Consider the following 7,835-nt stretch of genomic DNA (forward strand, 5'->3'; position numbering starts at 1 on the left):
GCCGGCCCTGCGGCGGCTTCCTGGTCTCCGCCGAACTGCCCCTGCGCACCGCCGCCCGAGAGGAACACCCGTGACCATCCGAGTACTGCTCGCCGACGACCAGGCGCTGCTGCGCGGGGCCTTCCGCGTCCTCATCGACGCCGAGGACGACATGGAGGTGGTCGGCGAGGCCGCCGACGGCCGCGAGGCCGTCGACCTGGCCAAGGCCACCCGCCCGGACGTCGTGCTCATGGACATCCGGATGCCCGGCGTCGACGGCCTCTCCGCCACCGCCGCCATCTGCGGCGACCCCGAGCTCGCCGGCACCCGGGTCCTCATCCTCACCACCTTCGAGATCGACGACTACGTGGCCCAGGCCCTGCGGGCGGGCGCCGGCGGCTTCCTCGGCAAGGACGCCGAACCGACCGAACTGCTCGCCGCCCTGCGTCGCGTCGCCGCCGGAGACCCCCTGCTGTCGGCCGCCGCCACCCGCGCCGTCATCGACCAGCTCCTCGCCCAGCCCTCACCCGACCAGGCCTCCACCGCCACCCCCGAACGCCTCGCCGCCCTGACCGCCCGCGAACGCGAGGTGATGGCGATGGCCGCCACCGGCCTCAGCAACGAGGAGATCGCCGCCCGGATGTTCGTCAGCCCCTTCACCATCCGCACCCACATCCACCGCGCCATGGCCAAACTCGACGCCCGCGACCGCGCCCAACTCGTAGCCCTCGCCTACCAAACCGGCCTGGTCCCCACGCCCCGCCCCACCAAGTAGCGGGGGAGGGGCCGACCCCCGCCCGCACGAACCGATGCGCCGGAAGCCTCCGGCCCGGTAACATCCCAGCTCACGAAGCCTCGGCCCCGCACACGCGCGGATGCTCCCGAGGGTGGGGGCGCGTGGAGTCCGAGAGGGTGCTCGGCCCCGCACACGCGCGGATGCTCCCGGGCCGTCGGGCAGCTCGGTGGCGAGCAGCTCCTCGGCCCCGCACGCGCGCGGATGCTCCCTGGCACCGCCCCGACACCCCGGCCGGCCCCACCTCGACCCCGCGCGCGGATGCTCCGCTCTCCACCGTGGTGTCCAGGAGACCTGAGTCCTCGGCCCCGCACGCGCGCGGATGCTCCGCCGAGGGCCACGTGGGCCGCGACGGCCGAGCCCTCGACCCCGCACACGCGGGGAGAGTGCCACGGTTCCTCCGGGGGCGGGCCGCAGGCCGCGCCCGGAGCCGCCTCTTGTGGCGGCGCTCCGAAGCGGCCCTGGCCTCCGGCCCAGGGCCATCGCGCCGACCCCCCGGGGGCGAAGTTCGCCTGCGGGCGGACGGGGCGGCGCGGCAGGATGGCGACATGACCGAGCCGCTGTGGACCGACGTGCGGAAGCCCTCCTGTCCCGCGCTGACACAGCCGCCGCGCCCACCGGGTCGCGGCGGCTCCCCGCAGGTCGCCCGGGCCGTGATCGCGACCCGGAAGCCGCACGCGTGGCCGGTGAAGCGATGACCCCCGAACCGCAGTGGACGCTGACAGCGGACCAAATCCCCGACGGTCAGGTGGCCGTGGTGATCGGCGTGCGCGGCGGCCAGGCTCGCGCGGGCGCGAGCTTCCGGGTCGGCGGTGGGCCGTCGGCGCTCATCGGGCGGGGGAAGCGCGAGCCGGTGGTCGTGGCGTTCGCGGGCGGGCCGGTGGAGCGGTGGGTGGTCACCGACCGCTCCGGCCGGGTGCACCCCGTGGAGACCGTGACCGTCGCCGGACTGCGGCTGGGCATCGCCGTGCTCCCCGCCCGCGCCCGCCGGGTGGTCGTCCGCCGGTTCGACTCCACCGGCGCTCCCGACTTCGAACTGCTCGACAGTCGGCGCCGGCGCCGATGGCCGAGACTGTCGTGATGGACCAACTCCAGCAGACCGTCCGACTCGTCCGCGACGTCCTCGCGTCCGAGCTCCTCGGCACCTACCTCCACGGTTCAGCCGTGCTCGGGGGACTCAGAGCGGCCAGCGATCTGGATGTTCTGGCCGTCACCCGACGGAGCATGGACGACCGGCAACGCCGGGAGCTCACCGAGGGCCTGCTGGAGATCTCCGGCCTCTCGGCCACCGTCCGGCCGGTGGAACTCACCGTCGTCGTCCGGTCCGAGGTTCGCCCCTGGCGGTTCCCGCCGACCGGGGACTTCCTGTTCGGCGAGTGGCTGCGCGAGGAGCTTCAGCGGGGCGAGCCGCCGCGGCCCGGCCCGATGCCGGACCTCGCCCTCGCGCTCACCATGGTCCTGGCCGGCGGCCATCCCCTCACCGGACCGCCACCCGGCCGGCTCCTCGACCCCGTGCCGCACGCCGACCTCGTCCGGGCCTGCGTCATGGGCATCCCCGCACTCCTCGACGACCTGGCCGACGACACCCGCAACGTGCTGCTGACCCTCGCCCGTGTCTGGACGACGCTCGCCACGGGGGAGATCAGGTCCAAGGACGCCGCCGCGGACTGGGCTCTCGTCCGTCTTCCCCCGGAGCACCGTCCGGTCCTGGAGCACGCCAGGAACCTGTACCGCGACACCCACTACGACGAGGAGACCTGGAGTCACGAGCTGAAGGCCCGGGTGCGTCCGCACGTGGCCGAAGTGCTCGCCCGCGTCGACGGCCTGCGTGGCCACCACCCGAGGTGAACCGGGCCCCGTCACGGTCCGGGCAAGGAACGCCCCTCCCCGGGGCGTACCCGGGTAGGTCCGATGGGCGATGGCGGGCTCGTCCGGCAGGGCGATGACCATGGACCGTCTGCGGCGGCACCGTGAAGCCATGACAGAGAACCGGGAACCGAACAAGCGTCAACCATTCCACCGCGTACGCCGATCGGCCTCGACGGCGCTCGCCCTCGGCCTGGCCGCAGGCCTCCTCACCGCGCTGACGCCCGCCCCGGCGCAGGCCGCCGACCGGGGCGGCTGGACGGCCAAGGTCCGCCGCACCGAGTTCGGTGTCCCGCACGTCGTCGCCCAGGACTTCGGCGGGCTCGGCTACGGCTACGGGTACGCCTTCGCCGAGGACAACCTCTGCCAGCTCGCCGACCAGGTGGTCACCGTGCGCGGGGAGCGCTCGCGCTGGTTCGGGCCGGACGGCCGGTCCGTGGACCGGCTCGGCAACCTGGAGAGCGACACCTACCAGCTGAGCGTGCTGCGTTCGGGGACGGTGCGGCGGCTGCTGGCCCGGCCGGCGCCGCTCGGCCCGACCGGCGAGGTGCGGCAGTTGGTCGACGGTTACGTCGCGGGCTACAACCGCTATCTGCGCGACACCGGCGCCGACCGCCTGCCGGATCCGTCCTGCCGGGGGAAGGGCTGGGTCGGGCCGATCACCGCCGACGACCTCTGGAACATCCTCTACGACGTCAACACCCTGGCGGGCACCGCCAAGCGCTCCACCGCCACCGCCGTCCCGGGCGGCGCGGCCGTCGCCACCGCCGCCGCGCCGTCCCCGCCCTCCTGGGTGCGCCGCGCCGCCGACAGCCCCGGCACCGGCAGCAACGCCTGGGCCATCGGACGGGACGCCGGCCGCGACGGCAACGGCCTCCTGCTCGCCAACCCGCACCTTGAGTGGGTCGGCGCGGAGCGTTTCTACCAGGCCCAGTTGACCATCCCGGGCGTCCTGGACGTCGCCGGCGCCGGACTCTACGGCCTCCCGTTCATCCAGATCGGCCACACCCGCGGCCTCGCCTGGACCCACACCACCAGCTACGCCGATCACCTCACCGCCTACCGGCTCTCACTGGTGCCGGGCGACCCGACCGCGTACGTGGTGGACGGAAGGACCGAGCGGATGGTCGCCGAGACCGTCCCGGTCACCGTCCGGGCGGCCGACGGCACGCTGTCCACCGTCGACCGGACGGTCTACCGCTCCCGTCACGGCCACGTCCTGGCCGAGGGCTGGACCGGCGAGTACGCCTACACCCTGCGCGACGCCAACGCCGACAACCTCCGCTCGCTCAACGAGTGGGTGGCGATGGGACGTTCACAGAACCTCGACCAGCTGCGGCAGGCCCAGCGCACCTACCAGGGAGCCCCGTGGGTGTACACCACGGCGGTCGACTCCAGCGGGACCGCCTACTTCACGGACTCCTCCGCCGTCCCGCGCGTCTCCGATGAGCTGCGGGCGCGCTGCCTGGTGCCCGACTCGCTCACCGACAGCGTGCTGGACGGGTCGACCACCGCCTGCGACCCGGGCGGTGACCCGGACGCGCTGGTGCCCGGCGTGTTCGGCCCCGGCGACCACCCGGAGCTGACCCGCACCGACTACGTGGCCAACGCCAACAACGGCCCCTACCTGACGAACGCGGACGCGCCGATCGCCGGCCTGCCCGCCGTCTACAACGGCGGCCCGGAGCTCGCGTCGCGGCCGCAGCTGAGCCTGCGCATGATCGCCGACCGCCGGGCCGGCACCGACGGCCTCGGCGCGCCCGGCTTCACCCTCGCCTCCCTCCAGGCGGCCATGTTCGGCAACCGCGTGCAGAGCGCCGAGCTGGACCGCGACGACGCCGTCGCCCTGTGCCGGGCCCACCCGGTGATCACGGCGTCCGACGGCTCCGGCGTCGACGTGCGCGCGGCCTGTGACGCGCTCGCGGCGTGGAACACCCGGGCCGACGCCGACAGCCGGGGCACGGTGCTGTGGCTGGAGTACCGCGACGCGCTGGCCGGCACCGGTACGACGGCCTGGCAGACGGTCCCGTACGATCCGGCCCGGCCGCTGACCACGCCGCGCGGCATCGCCGCCGACCACCCCGACGCACAGCGCGCGTTCGCCGACGCGGTGCGCGGCCTGGCGGCCCGCGGGCTGCCGGTGGACGCCCCGATCGGCCTCGTCCAGCGCTGGGCGGGTGTACCGCTGCACGGCTGCGCCGGTCAGCACGGCTGCTTCAACGTGTTGACGGCCAGGGCGGATTCGGGCTCCGGCGGCGGAACGTACCCGGCGGACGTGTTGAGCGTCCCGCACGGGGCGAGCTTCCTGATGGCCACCGAGCTGACCGACCGGGGCCCGCGCACCCGGACACTGCTCACCTACGGGCAGTCGGCCGACCCGACCTCGCCGCACTTCACCGACCAGACCCGCCGCTACGCCCGCAAGCAGTGGGTGACCGAGCGCTTCACCGAGGCCGAGATCCGCTCCGCCCCGGGCCTCACCGTCACCGTGCTCCGGCGCTGACGTACCGTCAACTGCCATGCCGAGCCGCCTCCGTTCGCCGAACGGTGGCGGCTCGCGGGTGTGCGCGGGGGGCGTGTGGGCCGCGCGAGGGGCGTGCGGGAAACGCTGCGCATCAACGCCCTGACGCCTCGCGAGGTTCCCTCCGTCGCGGGAATGCCAGGGCGGAAGGCCGTTCGCCCTCCAAGGCAACAGGATGTTAACCAGATCAGCACAATCTGAGCCCTGGACGGGCTTTTGCCGACCCGATACCCGTGTTTTACTTCCCCTTGACGCGTCATCAGGTCATCGGGGGGATACCGAGGGTCACCGACGCGGCCCTGCGGCGATGCCACGCGCCCGCCCGCGGCCGTACCCACCCACCCGGCCACCTGGTTCCGACGTGCCTGCCCGTCCACCGCCCCTCCCGGCCCACACCGCGAGGGTCACCGAAGGAGGCATCCACCCTTATGGAACCGCTCATCGACCGGGCCCGGGCGTTCCCGCAGCGCGCCGGTGACACCGGCCGGGAACTCACCGGACTCGCCGCCGGACAGGCCCCGCAGGCCCTGTTCATCACCTGCTCCGACTCGCGGGTGGTGCCCGCCCTGATCACCGGCGCCGACCCCGGCGACCTCTTCGAACTCCGCACCGCGGGCAACATCGTCCCCGCCTACCGGGCCGACGGCGCCTCGGGCGAAACCGCCACCATCGAGTACGCCGTCGAGGTGCTCGGTGTCCGCGACCTCGTGGTCTGCGGGCACTCGCACTGCGGCGCCGTCGGGGCCGTCGTCCGCGGCGAGGACCTCAGCGTCGTGCCCGCCGTCCGCGACTGGCTGCGCAACGCCGACCGGGCCGTGCTCCGCGCGGACGAGACCGACGTCTTCGACCCGACCGTGGCCGGCCCGGTGCAGCGCCACGTCCTCACCCAGCTCGACCGGCTGCGCGGCTACCCCGCCATCGCCCGCCGGCTGAGCGAGGGCCGGATCCGGCTGCACGGCTGGTTCTACGAGATCCACACCGGGCTCGTGCTCGCCCACCGGGCCGACGCCGGCCTCTTCCTCCCGCTGTGACCCCGGGGCGCCGTTCACGGCCGCAGCACCGCACCGCCCACCACCGTACCGCCGTCCGGCGAACCACTGTCCGGCGAACCACTGTCCACCGCACCGACCACACTCTCCCGAGGACCCGATGACTCGTCGTCCCGCCCTTCGGCTGAGCACTCTGCGCTCCGACCTTCCCGCCTCCCTCGTCGTGTTCCTGGTCGCCCTCCCGCTCTGCGTGGGCGTCGCCGTCGCCTCCGGCGTCCCGGCCGAACTCGGCCTGGTCACCGGCATCGTCGGCGGCCTGGTGACCGGCCTGATGCCCGGCAGCAGCCTCCAGGTGTCCGGCCCCGCCGCCGGCCTGACCGTGCTGGTCTTCGCCGCCGTCCAGGAACACGGCCTCGCCACCCTCGGCGTCATCACCGCCGCCGCCGGCCTGCTCCAGCTCGCCATGGGCGCCGCCCGCCTCGGCCGGCTGTTCCGGGCGATCTCCGTCTCGGTCGTCCAGGGCATGCTGGCCGGGATCGGCCTGGTGCTGATCGCCGGTCAGCTCTACTCGATCGCCGACGCCAAGAGCCCGACCGAAGGCACCGAGAAGCTCACCGGGCTCCCGGGCCTGGTCGCCGACGTCGCCGGGAATCCGGACGCGCTCGCCGCCGCCGCGATCGGCGCCGGGACGGTGGCCGTCCTGCTGTTCTGGCCGAGGCTGCCCGCCCGGGTCAGGACGGTCCCCGCGCCGCTCGCCGCCGTCGCCGCCGCGACCGCCGCCACCGCCCTGTTCGACCTGCCCGTCGCCCGGGTCGAGGTGGCCGGACTCGCGGGCGTCATCGACCTGCCCGGCGCCTCCGACCTCGCCGCACTCGGCAGCGTCGGCGTCCTCGGCACGGTCGTCGCCTTCGCGCTGATCGCCTCCGCCGAGAGCCTGTTCAGCGCGGCCGCCGTCGACCGGCTGCACGACGGCCCGCGCACCGACTACGACCGCGAACTGTTCGCCCAGGGCGTCGGCAACACCGTCTGCGGCCTGCTCGGCGCCCTGCCGATGACCGCCGTCATCGTCCGCAGCGCCGCCAACGTCCAGGCCGGTGCCCGCACCAAGGCCTCCCGGGTCCTGCACGGCCTCTGGCTGCTGCTCTTCGCGGCCCTGCTCCCCGGCGCGCTCTCCGCCATCCCGCTCGCGGCGCTGGCCGGCGTGCTGGTCCACGCCGGGGCCAAGCTGGTCCCGCTGCGCGGCCTGCGGCCGCTCTGGCGGGCCGACCGGGGCGAGGCGACGATCCTGGCCGTCACGGCGATCGCCATCGTGGTGACCAACCTCCTCGAAGGGGTGCTGCTCGGCCTGCTCCTCGCGGTGCTCAAGAGCGCCTGGGACACCTCCCACCTCCAGGTCGCGGTCACCGAACTCCCCGAGGGCGCCGTGCGGGTGACCCTCCACGGCAACGCCACCTTCCTCCGGCTGCCCCGTCTCCTGGAAACGCTCGAATCCCTGGAGGGCCTGCCCGCCGACCGCCCCGTGCGCCTCGACCTCGCCGGCGTGCGCCACCTCGACCACGCCTGCCGCAGCGCCCTCGAACTCTGGCAGGAACGCCACAACCGCAACGGCTCGGCCGAACTCCTCGGCCTCCCCGCCGCGGCCGCCTGACCCACCCGGCCCCCGCCGGGCCGTGGCCGCGGAAGACCC

General features: G+C 74.6%; 6 protein-coding genes. All 6 read left to right on the forward strand.

Translation table 11 applies throughout. The annotated features are described in order from the left end of the window. The first annotated feature begins 70 nt into the window (after positions 1–70). The 6 genes from ABD308_RS07835 (at position 71) to ABD308_RS07860 (ending at position 7,796) form a co-directional block, all read left to right on the forward strand. Positions 71–754, forward strand: coding sequence for a response regulator transcription factor (locus ABD308_RS07835; RefSeq protein WP_344329689.1), 684 nt, complete (start codon positions 71–73; stop codon positions 752–754). Positions 755–1,466: 712 nt separating this feature from the next. Further along, positions 1,467–1,853, forward strand: coding sequence for a hypothetical protein (locus tag ABD308_RS07840; protein ID WP_344329691.1), 387 nt, complete (start codon positions 1,467–1,469; stop codon positions 1,851–1,853). After that, positions 1,835–2,620 (forward strand): aminoglycoside adenylyltransferase family protein, encoded by a 786-nt coding sequence (locus tag ABD308_RS07845; RefSeq protein ID WP_344329693.1) that lies wholly within the window; start codon positions 1,835–1,837, stop codon positions 2,618–2,620. Before ABD308_RS07840 ends, ABD308_RS07845 begins: the two co-directional genes overlap by 19 nt. 130 nt (positions 2,621–2,750) lie before the next feature. Beyond that, the gene (locus tag ABD308_RS07850; protein WP_344329695.1) at positions 2,751–5,141 is read left to right on the forward strand and encodes a penicillin acylase family protein; all 2,391 of its coding nucleotides are present in this window, start codon (positions 2,751–2,753) and stop codon (positions 5,139–5,141) included. 446 nt (positions 5,142–5,587) lie between these two features. Beyond that, positions 5,588–6,190 carry a carbonic anhydrase gene (locus ABD308_RS07855; protein WP_344329698.1) on the forward strand — a complete coding sequence of 201 codons (603 nt, stop codon included), beginning with the start codon at positions 5,588–5,590 and terminating at the stop codon, positions 6,188–6,190. A gap of 118 nt (positions 6,191–6,308) precedes the next feature. Further along, positions 6,309–7,796, forward strand: a complete 1,488-nt coding sequence (locus tag ABD308_RS07860; RefSeq protein ID WP_344329701.1) for a SulP family inorganic anion transporter — start codon at positions 6,309–6,311, stop codon at positions 7,794–7,796. Positions 7,797–7,835: the final 39 nt, after the last annotated feature.

Origin of the sequence: Kitasatospora putterlickiae (assembly GCF_039527695.1) — a bacterium.
Taxonomy (GTDB): domain Bacteria; phylum Actinomycetota; class Actinomycetes; order Streptomycetales; family Streptomycetaceae; genus Kitasatospora; species Kitasatospora putterlickiae.